Raw genomic sequence first — 13,947 nt, 5'->3', positions numbered from 1 at the left:
TGGCACAACGTGAGTTTGGAAACCGTCGATTTGCGCAGTGATTTCAGCAGCTTTAGCCGTGTCGCCCGCTTCGTTTGCTTTTTTAAGCGCACGGAACAAGTCGTTTAATTCTTTCGCATCAGCTTGACGCAGGAAAGTGTAGATTTCTTCGATCAATGCAGGCACTGAAGTTTTTTCGTGCATAGATTGGTCAGGAAGCGGACCGAATTCTGAGCGAAGCGCAGCAACCATCCAGCCTGAAAGGTAGATGTAGCGGCGTTCAGTCGTACCGAAGTATTTTTTGTTCGCAATCATTTTTTGCTGTGCGATGAAACCGTGCCAGCAGCCTAAAGACTGAGTATATTTGCTGCTGTCAGCATCATAAGCAGCCATATCACGACGCATAATCGCAGCTGTGTATTTCGCAATGTCCAAACCGGTTTTGAAACGGTTTTGAAGTTGCATACGCGCAGCATCTTCAGCACTGATGTCTGCCCAAGTATTGCCGAATTTTGCTTTTAATTCGCGGATTGCATCAATCGCTGTTTGGTATGTAGTCATGATATTTCCTGTAATAATATTAGGATTTCATCAATCGAAGGGCTTAAACCGCACTGATAATATTTGTTCAGATTTTCAGCACTTCGTTACGATGAATACAGAGTAGTTTGAGTTAAAAAATTAATCCAATAGTCTGGCTTAATTTTCGGTATTTATTTAAAAAATATGTAGATTAAAGTCGTATTATGATTCGGGCTTAATTCCTTAAACCGCTGTTTTAACTATATAATAAACTTCAGCGAATTGCGCGCGCATTCTGCAGATGCCGGCTTTTTCTTTATTCGACTTAAGTCTTGGGCGCATGGCATTTCTGCAGCGATTTGCATTTTTGGCGCTTCAGCGGCGGTTTCAGGCAGATTTCAGCTGTACTGGAAGAACGGCTTGCCTGTGCATAAAAAGCGCGGTAAAAGGATAATATTCAACTAAAACCCTGCCCTTTGGCCTGTTTAGCGGCCGCAGTGCAATTCAAGGCCAAAACAAGCTGGATAATGCCGCTTTAAGCCCAGCCTGAACATCAGGCGATTCAAGCCGCGGCTGAGGTTCAGCCCCCTCCGGCCAGTGCCTTTTTTTTCATCGGCATTCTACACAACACATGGCAGTTATGGCATAATCAAAATAATTTCATGAGTTTATTTTCGGTATTTTTTTTATGAATCTGGAGCGGGTCGATCTCAATCTACTAATTTACCTAGACGTACTTCTTCGTGAAAAAAATGTAACCCGCGCCGCAGAGCAGCTGGGCGTTACCCAGCCCGCAATGAGCAATATTCTCCGCCGTCTACGCAATTTATTTAATGACCCGCTTCTGATCCGCTCTTCTGAGGGCATGACCCCTACCGAACGCGCCTTGGAACTGCAGCCGCGCATCCGCGATGCCTTGTCCGACCTGTCGATGATTTTGGAACCGCGCACAGAGTTCCGCCCTTACACCTCGAACCGCGTATTCCGCATTATGACCTCTGACTATGCCGAAGCCACGCTGGTTCCGCGCTTAGTCAAAGCCCTGCGCTCAGAAGCGCCGAATGTGGTGCTGGACTTTCTAACCCCAAGCGATGTGTCCTACCGCGACATGGAACAGGGCAAAGTTGATCTGGCCATCAACCGCTTCAATGAAATCCCGCAGAGCTTTCACCAAGTCCTGGTTTGGCGCGACAGTTTTTCCTGCCTGCTGAACGGCAAGCATCCTGCCGCCAGCAATTTAAACCTGAAAAGCTATTTAGATGCGCAGCACATCTGGGTGTCAAAAACCGGCATGGGCGTCGGCTTTGGCGTCAACCCGGAAAAGCAGGCCGGCTTGGGCTGGATTGATCAGGCTTTGGAGCGCATCGGCCAGAAGCGCAAAATTTCAGTATTTACCCGCCATTATCAAATGCCGGGCCTGCTGGCTGCCAATGTGGATTTAATTGCAACGCTGCCGACCCGCATTGCGCGCCTCCAGGCGAAAAGCCAGAACCTGCTGCTGAAAGATCCGCCTTTCTATATTCCGGAATTTGAATTGAAGATGGCATGGTGCCCGCTGTTGCACCATCATCCTGCGCACCGCTGGCTGCGCCAGCTGATTCTGTACGTTGCCCGCCAAATGATTGAAGAAGAAAACCGCGAATTCCTGCTGAATAATTCCCAGTTTTCGCACTATTAACCATAATTAATCTTAAATTCTTCTTTTTTAAGCTTATACTGTGACTTGAGGAAATAACTGGCTTATTCCCTCAAGTTTTTCCGTGTTAAGAATATCCATAATAATGATGATCCGCAGGTGGATTTGTGAGCCTCTTCCAGAATATCGTAATCATCGCCATCCTTATTGCCGGAGCCGGTTTCTTATCATTAACTGAAATCGCCCTGGCCGGAGCGCGTAAAGTTAAACTTAAAATTCTTGCAGAATCGGGCGATGAACGCGCGCAGAAAGTTCTGGATCTGCAGGAAAACTCCGCCGATTTCTTTGCAGCCTCGCAAATCGGCCTGAATGCTGTCGCCATTCTGGGCGGTATTTTAGGCGAAGGCGCTTTCCGCCCTTATTTCTTCGAATTCGTTTCACGCTTCTATGCCGGCAGCTGGGCGCAAACGGCCAGCTTTGCGCTTTCATTTACTTTAGTGACCTCTCTGTTTATTCTTTTTGCTGATCTCATGCCAAAACGCATGGCCATGATTGCGCCGGAAAAAATCGCAGTTTCCGTCATCAACCCGATTCAGATTTTCATTACAGTCTGCCGCCCGCTGGCGTGGATCATCAATGCGGTCGCCAACCTGCTGTTCCGCTTATTTAAAGTCAATACCACCCGCGATGACAACATTACCTTTGACGATATTTCCGCAGTGATGGATGCCGGCGCGCAAGCCGGCGTGCTGCAGAAGCAGGAACACCACTTCATTGAAAATGTGTTTGAGCTGGAAGAGCGCAATGTGCCTTCCAGCATGACCACGCGTGAAAATGTGGTGTTTTTCACCTTAAAAGAGTCCGAAGCCAGCATCCGCCAGAAATTGGCGGAATACCCGTATTCAAAGTTTTTAGTGTGCAGCGATGATATTGACAGCGTCATTGGCTATGTCGACGCCAAAGATATTCTGGTGCGCATTCTGAACAATCAGTCCCTGCTCCAGCTGAATGAAAACACCATCCGCAATGTGCTGACCATTCCAGACACCTTAACCCTGTCAGAACTGCTGGACCGCTTCCGCTCCACCAAAGAAAAATTTGCGGTGGTGATTAATGAATACGCCTTAGTTGTCGGGGTCATTACGCTGTCCGACATTATGATTACCGTCATGGGCGACTGGGTCACGCCGATTGAAGCCGAACAGCAGATCATTAAGCGCGACAACAATTCATGGCTGATTGACGGCAGCACCCCGATTGAAGACATTAAGCATGCGCTGGAAATCGATGAAATGCCGGATGAAGAAAACTATGAAACGCTGGCCGGCTTCATGATGTACCGCCTGCGCAAAATCCCGCGCCCGGCTGATGCAGTGATTTTCGATGGCTACAAGTTTGAAGTGGTCGATGTGGATCATTTTAAAATTGACCAGCTGCTGGTGACCCGCCTGCTGGAGCAGCCGGAAGCGCCAAGAGAAGAACCGCAATAAGCCGGCTATTTTTGCCAGCGGCCTACTCTGCCTGAATTGCCTGCCAGCCACTATTGCTGTTTTGTTTTTACCTGAACGGAAATGCAGGCGGTAAAAAAGCGCCTTCAGGCGCTTTTTCATTCATTCATCCGCAATCAGCGCTTGCCGATCAGCGCGTCTAAAACCGCTTGATAATGAATGGAGATATCTTCCGCTAAAATGCTGTAAGCGTTGTCAAACTGCACCATCGGCCAGCCTTCTTTCCAGAAAGGGAAGATATTGTGCAGATCGCGGGTCACGGTCGCATCTTCGCGGCTAATCGCCTGAGCCACCTGCGCCAGCACTTGCGCTGTTTCAGCGCCGTCAATCGCCAGATAATCAATGCCGCGCGCTTTTAAAATGCGGATGCGGTCTTTTTTATAGCGGATTTTCTTGCTCTGCCCTTCATTCAGCTGCAGCGCCAAAGTCACCGCTTCAACAAATTTTTCCTCAAAAGAATGGCTTAAAGCCACTAAGGCCTGCTTATGCGCCTCCTGACGTCCCGCTTTGCCGCCATTGCGGATAATGACTTGCGCTTCCGCATCCAGTTCATCATTTTTCATAGACGTTAAAATATCTAAGATTTCAATAGCGCTTAAATTTTCAGGAGATTGGTCAGCCATAGCCTGCCTGTGAGTACAATTATAAAAAGCTATTTTCTCATATTTCTGCCGGCAAAAGTGGAATATCTGCCGCCCTGAAGTGAATCAGCGCAAAATTCCGGTGCCTTGCTGCGCAAATTAAACTATATTGAGCTTCAAGTTTTGGAAACATTGCACCTTGCATGATTAAAGACCAACAAGCCGCCCTCTTTCTGCAGGAGCTGAAGCTGCAGTATCCGGCCGCATTCAAGCGCAATTACCTGCTTTACAGCATGATGAAAACCAAAGGGCTCTTGGATGAACTGAAAGAGCTGATTCCCTGGCTGCTGGCCGCCATGATTTTTGTTTCCATCAGCATGAGCCTCGGCGCCTATCTGGAAAATGCCTGGCCGGATTTGGGCAGATTCCGCGCGCAAGGCTTGGCCGTCCTTAGCATCATGCTGTTTTTTATGCTGATTACGCCTATCGTGATCAAGCAGATGAAGCACAGCTCCGTTTCGCTGTACCGGCAGCTGCGCCACACCCCAGCCAAACTGGCGGGCATTATTCTGCTTCAGGCCATCAATATCGCCTACATTGAAAGCAGCTTTCTGCAGTCGCTGCTGTTTATTCTCGCCATGAGTTTCGGCTTTGTGCGCTTCTATAAAGAAAATTTATTTCGGGAGCACAGCAGCAGCCATCAGCACTATTATCTGCAGGAAACCCGCCGCGTATGCTTCTGGTCCTATAAGCAGGTGCTGAAAACCCAATGCCGGCTGTTTTTCAGCAAGCGCGGCTCAGCTAAGGCGCAACGCTTAAAGCAGCAGCTGGAACGCCTGCAGCAGCTGCATGCCGATACTTTGCGCTTTGAGCAGCGGCTGTGCAAAAGCTTAAAGCATGCAGATATAGAAACCTATTTAGACGGCATGATGAAATAAAAAATCCAGGCATGCATGCCCGGATTTTTTATGCTTCAGCGCTGATGATGCTGGAACTTTATGCAGTTTCCGCCAGATCCAGCACAGGCTGCAGCGCTGCGTCAAACAGCAGGGTTTCAGCCTTTGAGGCATCCAGGCTGTAGGCTTTCTGCTGCACAGTGTCTACAAAAATCCATTCCGATTTCACCTGTTGCGCATCAAAGCTGACTTTCAGATAGCCGCGCTGATTCAGGTTGCAGTATTCCAGCTCATCAATCAGCAGGCTGAAGGCCTGCTCAAACTGATGCAAATCCGCATCGCTGATCTGCAGGTATTTTTCCAGGCCCGGCGATGAAACTGAGCTGGCCGCCAGCTCAATGCCGACCTGAGCTCCGTCTTGATCATGCAAAGCTGAATGCCATGCATTATGCGTGTCGCCCGCCAGCACCACCACCTTCTTCTGCAGCGCTTTGCAGATGCCGTACAGCGCTTCGCGCTCATAAGCGTAGCCGTCCCATGCGTCCAGATTATAAGGCGCGGCGGTATTAATGCGTTTTAGCTGCTCTTCTGTTAAAGTTCCCGGCGCCATCATCTGCTGAATTTTAATCGCGCTGAGCTCAGCAATCATCTGCTTAATTGCCAGCAAGTCACTCGGGCCAGCCTGGCCGCTTTGCACTTTTTCCAGCATCAGCAGGATTTCAGCCGGAATCCACATCTTGGACATCAGCACCTGCTGGCCTAAAACATTCCATTTTGCCGAAGACTTCGCCAAAGAATCATGCAGCCAGCCCAGCTGATCCGGCCCCAGCATGGTCCGCGCCTTGCTGTACAAATCGGCCCCAAACTTTTGCGCATCCAGCCCGTCAGCGGTCAGATAATCTTTATACTGCAGCTGTTCACTGCGCGCCAGAATGCGCGTATCCAGCATATTCAGCTGCACCAGATTGCCGAAGTCGAACTGGCGGTAAATGTTCAAATGGTCATTGGCGCTTTTAGGACGGATCGGCATCCATTCAAAATAAGCCTGCAGCGCAGCGGTCTTGCGCGCATAAAAATTCCCTTCATCCTGCTGATGATTGTCAGCGCCGTCCCGCCATGCATCATTGGCCAGCTCATGGTCATCCCAAATTACAATAAACGGATGGCGCTGATGCGCCGCCTGCAAATCGGCATCCAAGCGGTACAGCGCATAGCGCTTGCGGTAATCCGCCAAATTCAGCAGTTCCTTGTTATTGTCCGGCGCCAGCGTCCGCCCCAGCGCTTGCGCATTTTCCGTTGCATAGCCGCCTTGGCCGTATTCATAAATATAGTCGCCTAAATGCAGCACGGCATCGACATTCTGCTTGGCCATTTCCTTATACACATGAAAATAGCCAGCTGGATAATTTGCGCAGGAACAGACTGCAAAGCTGACCTGTTCCGCAGAAGCCGGCAGGGTTTTGGTCTGCCCGACAGCAGAGACGGCATTGCCGAATTTAAAGCGGTAAAAATAGCGCTGCGCCGGCTTCAGACCCGCGGCGTCAACATTCACGGTAAAATCAGCGGCGCTGCTGGTCTGAACTTTGCCGGAACTGACCAGCGTTTTAAACTGCTCATCCTGCGCGATTTCCCATGCCAGCTCCAAGCGCAGGCTTTCATCCTCAGGGGTGATGCGGGTCCATATAATCACCCGGTCCTGCTGCGGATCACCGCTGGCCACCCCATGCAGGAACTGCACTTTGGCGGCAAGCGCGCCGTTTTGATCATCATCGCTGCCGCAGGCGGTCAGCCCGACAGGCAGGCCTGCTGCCCCGAACCCCGCCAAGGCTTTCTGAATCATTTCGCGGCGGGAAATTTTACTTTTCATCATTTGTCTGAGTATCCGGTTTTTTCAGCCTAAACTAGACAAGGCCTATTGCACTTTGATCTCAGATTGATGAATTAAATATGACAGCAATTATCCGGCTGAAGTGTTCTGCGTTTTTTTAAACATAAGCGCATGTTTTGCCTAAATTTAACTCAATCATCATGATTTTTTCTTGCCAAGCTGCGCAGCCTCCACTATGATTGCGCACATGCCCGAGTGGTGAAATCGGTAGACACAGGGGATTTAAAATCCCCCGCCCACAAGGCGTGCCAGTTCGAGTCTGGCCTCGGGCACCATTTTAATGCTTATTAAAATGGTGCAGTAAAGAACCCAGCAATATGCTGGTTTTTTTATGCCTGAATTTTTATAATCCGAACAATAACCGCCCAGATAAAAACAGCAATGAAAAAATACAGCCTTGCCGGACTCGGCCTGCTTCTGGCCTTTTCAGCAACCCAGGCGGAAAGCCCTGAAGCGGAAAAATTTTATGATAATTTTGCCGGAACCGTTAGCCAGCGTTCAGGCCAGCTGTTTTTGAAGCGCTGCGACTTAACAGCCTATGAATATCCCATGCATTTCAACCATGCAGAAGAGCAGTCCAAAATTGCAGGTTATTTAAAAAGATATCCAAAATTCTGGGTCAATATACGCGGCGATGTGCATGCAGAAAAAGAGGTTTATCATTTAACTGTAGAAGAGGTTTCCGAGCTTTACCCCGGGGAGAGCTGCCATCTGACCGATCTGCTCGATGAGCTTACAGCGCCGGCGGAAAATCCGAGAAGCTAGCGGGTTGGCATTGCAGACAGAAGGCGGCTCACCACTCCCTATTTACAATCAGTTCTTCCATTTCAATCTCCATATAGCCTTCCGACTGCGCCGCCATCATCATCGCCTCGGCAATATAATCGGCGGCGGCATCATCTAAAGATGAATCCAGATCTTCAAACTGCGGCTTCATCGCATTGATTGCAATGACCGCCTCATGGGCAAAATGGTAAATCTCGGCGTCTGACAATTCAGGCTTCGCCAGCTTTTTGGCAAACTGCTCAATGCACTGCTTTACTTCTGCAACCAGAATATCCGGGTAGTAGTCATCATCAAACATAGGGAGAAGCAAATCTGCAAACATACAGGCACTCGAAATATACAAAATAAGCGAGCCTGTATATCATATCGGCGCAAATTTACCAAATAAAACCCGGCGGAATGCCGCCTGACCGCCTGCCGGCTGCCTTTATCCAGCGGCCTGCACCGCCTGCCAGACCTTAACTGCATCCGCCATAGCCTTTACATCATGCGCCCGCACCATGCAGGCGCCCTGCTGCAGGCTCAATAGATGCGCTGCCACGGAGCCGGCTGCCCGCTGCTGCGCATCGGCGCCGCCCAAGGCTTCCCCGATAAAGCGCTTGCGCGAAAGCGCGGACAGAATGGGATAGCCCAGATCATGCAGTTTATGGAACTCATTCAGCAGCTTTAAATTCTGCTGCGCATTTTTAGCAAAACCGAAGCCTGGATCAATCAGGATATTCTCCGCTTTAACCCCAGCCTGCAATGCGTCATTGATGCGCTGCTGCAGCTCACGCATCACATCCGCAGTGACGTCATCATATTGATTCAGGCTGTTCATGGTAGTCGGTTCACCGCGCATATGCATAATGATCACCGGCACATTCAAGTCAGCTGCAGCCTGCAAAGCCCCCGGGCGGGTTAATGCGCGCACATCATTCCAGATATGCGCGCCGGCTTGAACTGCAGCGCGGATTACGTCCGGCTGAGAAGTATCGATCGAAATCACCGCACCCAGTTCAGCCAATTCCTCCACGACAGGCACCACGCGGCGGATTTCCTCTTCCGCCTCCACAGCAGATGCGCCCGGGCGCGTCGATTCTCCGCCCACATCAATCACTGTTGCGCCGTCGGCGATCATCTGCCGGGCATGCGCAACTGCCAGTTCTTTGCTGTTATGCCTGCCGCCGTCACTGAATGAATCTGGCGTTACATTTAAAATCCCCATAACATGCGGCACAGACAAATCAAGCTTTAAGCTTCCGCACGCTAAGATTTTTTTTGGCAAAGGCATTAACTGCATTCAATCGCTCCTGTTGTTCCTGCCGGCATTTTAGCAATTCTGCATCCTGCAGGGCTGAATTCTTTTCAGCTGCCTGCAGCCCAGCATTCAGCCGATAAAAAAGAGCCTCAATTGAGGCTCTTTTTATTTCAAATGCAATCAGCTTGCTGGCAATGGCGGCGGCGTTGCCGGGCCATCCGTTGGCTTCGCGTCAATCACAGGATTTTCCGCAACGTACACTTTCGGCGGCTGCGGTTCGCGGCCTTCCATAATGTCACGGATCTGCTCGCGGTCAATGGTTTCCCATTCCAGCAGGGCCTTCACCATGGCATGCGCAATATCCTGATTATTTTCAAGAATCTCACGCGCAACGCGGTACTGCTCATCAATAATGCGGCGGACTTCGGCATCAACCTGCTGCTGCGTCGCTTCAGAGATGGTGCGGCTGCCGATGCTGCCCATAAAGGATTGCTGAGAGTCATCTTCATACACCATTACGCCCAGCTTGTCAGACATGCCGTACTTGGTCACCATGGCGCGCGCCATTTTAGTTGCCCGCTCAAAGTCATTTGAAGCGCCGGTCGACATTTGATGAATGAAGACTTCTTCCGCAATGCGGCCGCCGAACAGGATTGAAAGCTCGTTCAGCATTTTGTCTTTGTAATGGCTGGTCTGGTCATGTTCCGGCAGCTGCCAAGTCACGCCCAAAGCCCAGCCGCGCGGCATAATCGTTACCTTATGCACAGGGTCTGTACCCGGCAGGATTTCAGCGACAATCGCATGGCCTGCTTCATGGTACGCAGTCGCGCGGCGCTCTTCTTCGCGCAGCACCATCGATTTGCGTTCCGGCCCCATGTACAGCTTGTCTTTCGCATCTTCAAAATCATGCATATCGACGGTGTTCTTGTTGCGGCGGGCAGCAAATAAAGCCGCTTCGTTAACAAGGTTCGCCAGCTGCGCGCCGGAGAAACCCGGTGTGCCGCGCGCCAAAACTTTAACGTCAACGCCTGTGGTAGACGGCAGTTTCTTCAAGTGAACATTCAGGATTTGCTCGCGGCCTTTAATGTCAGGCAAGCCCACCATGACCTGGCGGTCAAAACGGCCCGGACGCAGCAGGGCTTTATCCAGCACGTCGGCGCGGTTAGTGGCGGCAATGACGATAATGCCTTCATTGCCTTCAAAACCGTCCATCTCGACCAGCATCTGGTTCAGTGTCTGCTCGCGCTCATCATGACCGCCGCCTGTGCCTGAACCGCGGTGGCGGCCGACTGCGTCAATCTCATCAATAAAGATAATGCACGGCGCATGGCGTTTCGCCTGCTCGAACATGTCGCGCACGCGCGATGCGCCGACGCCGACAAACATTTCCACAAAGTCAGAACCGGAAATGCTGAAGAACGGCACTTTGGCTTCGCCGGCAATCGCTTTCGCCAGCAAAGTTTTACCGGTACCCGGCGGGCCAACCATCAGCACGCCCTTAGGAATTGTCGCGCCTAAACGCTTGAATTTTGCCGGGTCTTTTAAGAAGTCGACAATTTCAACTACTTCCTGCTTCGCTTCATCGCAGCCGGCAACATCAGAAAATGTCACTTTAATTTGGTCTTCAGAAAGCATTTTCGCTTTTGACTTGCCAAAGCTCATCGGGCCGTTTTTACCGCCTGCACCGCCGCCCATGTTGCGCATAAAGAACATGAATAGCAAAATAATTAAAAGCACAGGGAAGCTAGCAATGAGAAGCTGCATTAACAAACCTTGACGCTGCGGCGCTGTGCCTTCAACGACAACGTTATTTTTAATCAGGTTCGGCATCAGTTCAGGATCTTGAACCGCTGGACGGATACTTTCAAATTCAGAACCGTTGGATTTCTCGCCACGGATTCTTTCGCCGTCAATTGTGACCTGCTTAATTTGACCAGCATTCACCGCCGCCACAAACTCAGAATAGTTCATCGCTGTCGGCTGATTGCGGTCACTGACGTTGCTGAAGATCAGCACCAGCACGCCCAGTATAATGAGCCACAACACGGCATTCTTAAAAAGATCGCTCAAAGCTTTATTCCCATATCAATCTAATTCGATCATGCCCAACCAAGGGGTGACCCTAATATTTACGCTGCAGACCAGCTTTGCAATAAGTTAAAAAAGTACAAAATGCACAATTTTTAACGTGTTGGCAAGTAAACTTTACTTGAAACCTTTCTTGCGGCCCTGCCCTAAAAGAAATACTTCTTTTGAGCGCGCGCGAGAAGCAGCCGGTTTTGCCGTCTTCAATACATCAAAGTTATCAACAACCTGCTTGCGGAATTCATCAAAACCCGTGCCTTGGAACACCTTGACCAAAAACTGGCCTTTCGGCCCAAGCACCTTGTTGGCGAAGTCCAGCGCAAGTTCGCACAGATAAATCTGGCGCGGTTGATCTACAGCCTTATTACCTGATGTATTGGGGGCCATATCTGAAATTACAACGTCTACCGTGCGTCCGTTTAAAATATTTAACAATTTATCGAATACTTCCTGCTCGCGGAAGTCGCCCTGCAAAAAAGTTACATCCGGAAGCGCATCCATTTCCAGAATGTCTGATGCAATCACCAGGCCTTTGTCGCCAACCAGCTTGCCGGCAATCTGCGACCAGCTGCCCGGCGCCGCGCCCAAGTCAACCACCGTCATGCCCGGCTTAATCATTTTGTATTTTTCTTGAATTTCAAGCAGCTTGTAAGCGGCGCGCGCGCGATACCCTTCCTTTTGCGCTTTTTTTACAAAAGGATCATCTAAGTGCTCCCGCATCCACTCACGGCTGCTTTTGGATAATTTCTGGTTGGTAATGCGCGTCGCCATAACTCTCTAAATAAAAATAACTTCTAATTCTTGATTGTACGTGAAAAACACCGTAGTTGCAGTATGCATGTGTATCCAAATCGGCGATTCACGCCAGTTTTTTTCAATAATCCGCATCGATATTTTACGCAGAATTTAAAGCGTTTGATCTCCGCTTTTGCTATACTAAGCCGTTTTTAAAATCAGGTTACATTTATGGCGGCTTTATCTATTCAGGAACGTAAGCGTTTACGTCAAATCGGACATGCTTTAAACCCAGTTGTCATGATTGGCGACAAAGGCTTAACTGAAAATGTAATTGAAGAATTAGGCCGTGCGCTGAATGACCACGAGCTGATCAAAGTGAAAATTGGCGGCGAAGACCGTGAAGCGCGCGCGGCGCTGATTGCTGAAATTGCGCAGGCTTCCGGCGCTGAAGTTGTGCAGACCATCGGCAAAATTGCCCTGCTTTACAAAAAAGCAGCCAAGCAGAATCAAAAATTGTCCAACCTTGTCCGTCACGCGCATTTATCTAACTGATTTAGATTATGGCAAGTTACGAACTGAATGCGTTTGACCGCCGTTTTGAAGCCATCTCCCTGGTCGGCGCAATTGAGCAGCAAAGCCCCTATACGCTGAATGTAGGCTACTGGCTGCGCGACCCGAATCAGTATATGCAGTGGCCCGCCTTAGTGTCCGGCCATCCGCGTCAGGATTTCCTGTGGGAACAGACCTGCTTTGAAATTTTTATCGGCGTGCGCGGCGAGGATTTCTACCGCGAGATCAACCTCTCCCCGTCCCAGGCATGGCAAGCCTATCAGTTTGAAGAGTACCGCTATCCTGAGGATATGCCACCTCAAGCGGCTTATGATATTGAGCTGAATCAGCTCAAGCGCACCCACTACGGCATGAATATCAGCATTGATCTGGCTGAATTCATGCTGCAGCACAAGCTCAGCTGGCAGGATCTGTATGTCGGCTTAAGCGCTGTGCTTAAAACTGCCCAAGGCGAGCAGTTTTACGCCATGCAGCACAGCAGCCCCAATGCTGACTTCCACAACAAGCGGGACTGGCTGCATCAGTTCTAACAGCAAAAAGCAAAAGGACTTCCTTTTGCTTTTTTGTTTCTGTTTCAGATTCGCTTCCTGCAGGACAGCATGCCCACGCCATTTTTACACAGTCGAATCACCCGGAAGCTGAGGCCTATAATCAGCGCATAGCAAAAAGGGCAATGCATTTGCGCATTGCCCTTTTTGCTGCAGCTGGCCGCCGCATCATAATGCCTTAGCTTTTCAAAGGCTCTGATTTTTCCGCCTGAGGCTGAGGCTTTGAAGGCGCAACTTTTTTCCACGCTTCCAAAGTATTCTCTTTTGAGCGCTTATAAGTTTGCGCCAAATGACCTTTATGCTTTGAAGAAATCTGGCTGACATCCGCTTTCAGCTCTTTGCCCAGCTTAGAAATATCCTCAATCACTGAGTTCAATTCAGTTTTCACAAACGCTTTCAGCTCAGTTAAATCTTTTTGCGATGAGCCAAGCTGCACTTTCAGCTGTTCAATTTTCTGCAGCACATCCTGCTTCAGCTGGCGCAGCTGGTCCTGCACACCGGCGTTCAGCTGTTTCGCTTCTGCCTGAATTTTTTCCTTGCCTTCAGTAACCGCTTCCGCGGCATGCTGTGTTGCTTCTTTAGCTGCCTGTTCAAGCTGCTCTGCGCCATCTGCTGCGATCGTTTTCAGGGATTTCGCTGCTTCTGCCTGTTTTTGCGGTGCCGCCATGATCTTATACCTATAGTTATTCATGTGAAGCACAGCTTAAACTGATTTGATAAATTTTAATTTATGATTTGTCAGACAATAATTATTTGCTTACATTTTTTAACAATACCCAAAAAACAAACTTTCGGCTGAAATGCAAGCCCTTTATCTGACATATTCACAATAAATAAAATGGACTTCTCAGCGCTTGCTACGTATAATGCCGTGTTAAGTTCAAGCGAGCAGATGCAAGGAGGGTAGGTTTTAAATTAGCCTTCCTTTTTTTTCGTCTACTCGCTTTTTTACAGCCTAAATTTCAGGAGC

The 13,947-nt window shown here is 49.5% G+C and carries 13 protein-coding genes, 1 tRNA gene and 1 pseudogene; 7 read left to right on the top strand and 8 right to left on the bottom strand.

Annotated elements, in window-relative coordinates; genetic code table 11:
• A pseudogene (locus tag RSA72_RS08345) lies at nt 1–540 on the bottom strand (isocitrate lyase); the annotation flags it as partial.
• A 649-nt stretch (nt 541–1,189) separates the two neighbouring features.
• Here RSA72_RS08345 and RSA72_RS08340 point away from each other — a divergent pair.
• Together RSA72_RS08340 and RSA72_RS08335 are read left to right on the top strand one after the other, a co-directional pair.
• The gene (locus RSA72_RS08340; RefSeq protein WP_332623615.1) at nt 1,190–2,179 is read left to right on the top strand and encodes a LysR family transcriptional regulator; all 990 of its coding nucleotides are present in this window, start codon (nt 1,190–1,192) and stop codon (nt 2,177–2,179) included.
• Between the two features lie 125 nt (nt 2,180–2,304).
• Nucleotides 2,305–3,627: a hemolysin family protein gene (locus RSA72_RS08335; protein ID WP_332623614.1), complete on the top strand. Its 1,323-nt coding sequence runs from the start codon at nt 2,305–2,307 to the stop codon at nt 3,625–3,627.
• Nucleotides 3,628–3,761: 134 nt separating this feature from the next.
• Here RSA72_RS08335 and RSA72_RS08330 read toward each other — a convergent pair whose 3' ends face one another.
• The gene (locus tag RSA72_RS08330) at nt 3,762–4,268 is read right to left on the bottom strand and encodes a hypothetical protein (protein WP_332623613.1); all 507 of its coding nucleotides are present in this window, start codon (nt 4,266–4,268) and stop codon (nt 3,762–3,764) included.
• Nucleotides 4,269–4,429: 161 nt separating this feature from the next.
• Between RSA72_RS08330 and RSA72_RS08325 the strand changes: the two genes are divergently transcribed.
• Entirely contained in the window at nt 4,430–5,164 is a 735-nt protein-coding gene (locus tag RSA72_RS08325; protein WP_332623612.1) for a hypothetical protein, read from the top strand.
• Between the two features lie 58 nt (nt 5,165–5,222).
• On the opposite strand, the gene RSA72_RS08320 is transcribed toward RSA72_RS08325, so the two are convergent.
• Nucleotides 5,223–6,989 carry an alkaline phosphatase D family protein gene (locus RSA72_RS08320; RefSeq protein WP_332623616.1) on the bottom strand — a complete coding sequence of 589 codons (1,767 nt, stop codon included), beginning with the start codon at nt 6,987–6,989 and terminating at the stop codon, nt 5,223–5,225.
• Nucleotides 6,990–7,199: 210 nt separating this feature from the next.
• Between RSA72_RS08320 and RSA72_RS08315 the strand changes: the two genes are divergently transcribed.
• Together RSA72_RS08315 and RSA72_RS08310 are read left to right on the top strand one after the other, a co-directional pair.
• Nucleotides 7,200–7,285, top strand: a tRNA-Leu gene (locus tag RSA72_RS08315).
• Nucleotides 7,286–7,391: 106 nt separating this feature from the next.
• Nucleotides 7,392–7,775 carry a hypothetical protein gene (locus RSA72_RS08310; protein WP_332623611.1) on the top strand — a complete coding sequence of 128 codons (384 nt, stop codon included), beginning with the start codon at nt 7,392–7,394 and terminating at the stop codon, nt 7,773–7,775.
• 28 nt (nt 7,776–7,803) lie between these two features.
• On the opposite strand, the gene RSA72_RS08305 is transcribed toward RSA72_RS08310, so the two are convergent.
• The 4 genes from RSA72_RS08305 to rlmE form a co-directional block, all read right to left on the bottom strand.
• Nucleotides 7,804–8,118: a DUF5713 family protein gene (locus RSA72_RS08305; RefSeq protein ID WP_332623610.1), complete on the bottom strand. Its 315-nt coding sequence runs from the start codon at nt 8,116–8,118 to the stop codon at nt 7,804–7,806.
• A gap of 105 nt (nt 8,119–8,223) precedes the next feature.
• Nucleotides 8,224–9,078 carry a dihydropteroate synthase gene (folP, locus tag RSA72_RS08300; protein WP_332633013.1) on the bottom strand — a complete coding sequence of 285 codons (855 nt, stop codon included), beginning with the start codon at nt 9,076–9,078 and terminating at the stop codon, nt 8,224–8,226.
• Between the two features lie 138 nt (nt 9,079–9,216).
• On the bottom strand, nt 9,217–11,106 hold the full coding sequence (gene ftsH / locus RSA72_RS08295) for an ATP-dependent zinc metalloprotease FtsH (protein WP_332623814.1): 1,890 nt from the start codon (nt 11,104–11,106) through the stop codon (nt 9,217–9,219).
• A gap of 135 nt (nt 11,107–11,241) precedes the next feature.
• Nucleotides 11,242–11,892 (bottom strand): 23S rRNA (uridine(2552)-2'-O)-methyltransferase RlmE, encoded by a 651-nt coding sequence (gene rlmE / locus RSA72_RS08290; RefSeq protein ID WP_332623816.1) that lies wholly within the window; start codon nt 11,890–11,892, stop codon nt 11,242–11,244.
• Nucleotides 11,893–12,087: 195 nt separating this feature from the next.
• Here rlmE and yhbY point away from each other — a divergent pair, with 195 nt between their 5' ends.
• Nucleotides 12,088–12,411, top strand: coding sequence for a ribosome assembly RNA-binding protein YhbY (yhbY, locus tag RSA72_RS08285; RefSeq protein WP_332623819.1), 324 nt, complete (start codon nt 12,088–12,090; stop codon nt 12,409–12,411).
• An 8-nt stretch (nt 12,412–12,419) separates the two neighbouring features.
• Nucleotides 12,420–12,959: a DOMON-like domain-containing protein gene (locus RSA72_RS08280; RefSeq protein WP_332623821.1), complete on the top strand. Its 540-nt coding sequence runs from the start codon at nt 12,420–12,422 to the stop codon at nt 12,957–12,959.
• 196 nt (nt 12,960–13,155) lie between these two features.
• Here the strand turns inward: RSA72_RS08280 and RSA72_RS08275 are convergent, their stop codons facing one another.
• Complete coding sequence (locus tag RSA72_RS08275) at nt 13,156–13,644, bottom strand: hypothetical protein (protein ID WP_332623823.1); 489 nt, start codon at nt 13,642–13,644, stop codon at nt 13,156–13,158.
• Nucleotides 13,645–13,947 lie beyond the last annotated feature (303 nt).

The sequence above is a fragment of the Acinetobacter sp. genome (assembly GCF_036659555.1).
Classification (GTDB): Bacteria; Pseudomonadota; Gammaproteobacteria; order Pseudomonadales; family Moraxellaceae; genus Acinetobacter.
The sequence above is the reverse complement of the archived record's forward strand: the minus strand, read 5'-3'. Positions and strand labels throughout refer to the sequence as shown.